Origin of the sequence: Clostridioides sp. ZZV14-6153 (assembly GCF_020657855.1) — a bacterium.
Classification (GTDB): Bacteria; Bacillota; Clostridia; order Peptostreptococcales; family Peptostreptococcaceae; genus Clostridioides.
The window spans coordinates 1-395 of the sequence record NZ_JAGWCZ010000077.1 but is presented as its reverse complement, the minus strand read 5'-3'; the positions used below and the strand labels follow the sequence as shown (position 1 = coordinate 395).

Below are 395 nucleotides of genomic sequence, written 5' to 3'. Positions count from 1 at the left end.
CTAAAAGAAGTTTTGAAAGTAAGTGTGTAAATAATAATATAACTATTAAGGATAATCTAATTAAGCTACCAAAATTGAAATGGGTTAAGGCTAAAGTGACTCAAAATATAAATGGTAGAATATTAAATGCTACTGTATCAAAAACACCTACAAGTAAATATTTTGTTAGTATGTGTTGTGAGGTTGACATAAAACAATTAGAAGAATCTAATAAGTATATTGGCATAGATTTAGGCTTAAAAGATTTTGCAATATGTTCTAATGGAAGCATATTTAACAATCCTAAATGGTTAAGAAAAGCTAACTATAGATTGAAATTGGAACAAAGAAGATTATCAAAGATGAAGAAGTTCAGTAATAATTGGAATAAGCAAAGAATTAAAGTAGCTAAGATA

Annotated in this window: 1 protein-coding gene; it reads left to right on the top strand. The window is 26.1% G+C overall.

Annotated elements, in window-relative coordinates; all coding sequences use genetic code 11:
- Window positions 1–395, top strand: a 395-nt coding sequence (locus tag KGF46_RS19800; RefSeq protein ID WP_227862255.1) for a transposase, incomplete at both ends; no start/stop codon positions are given.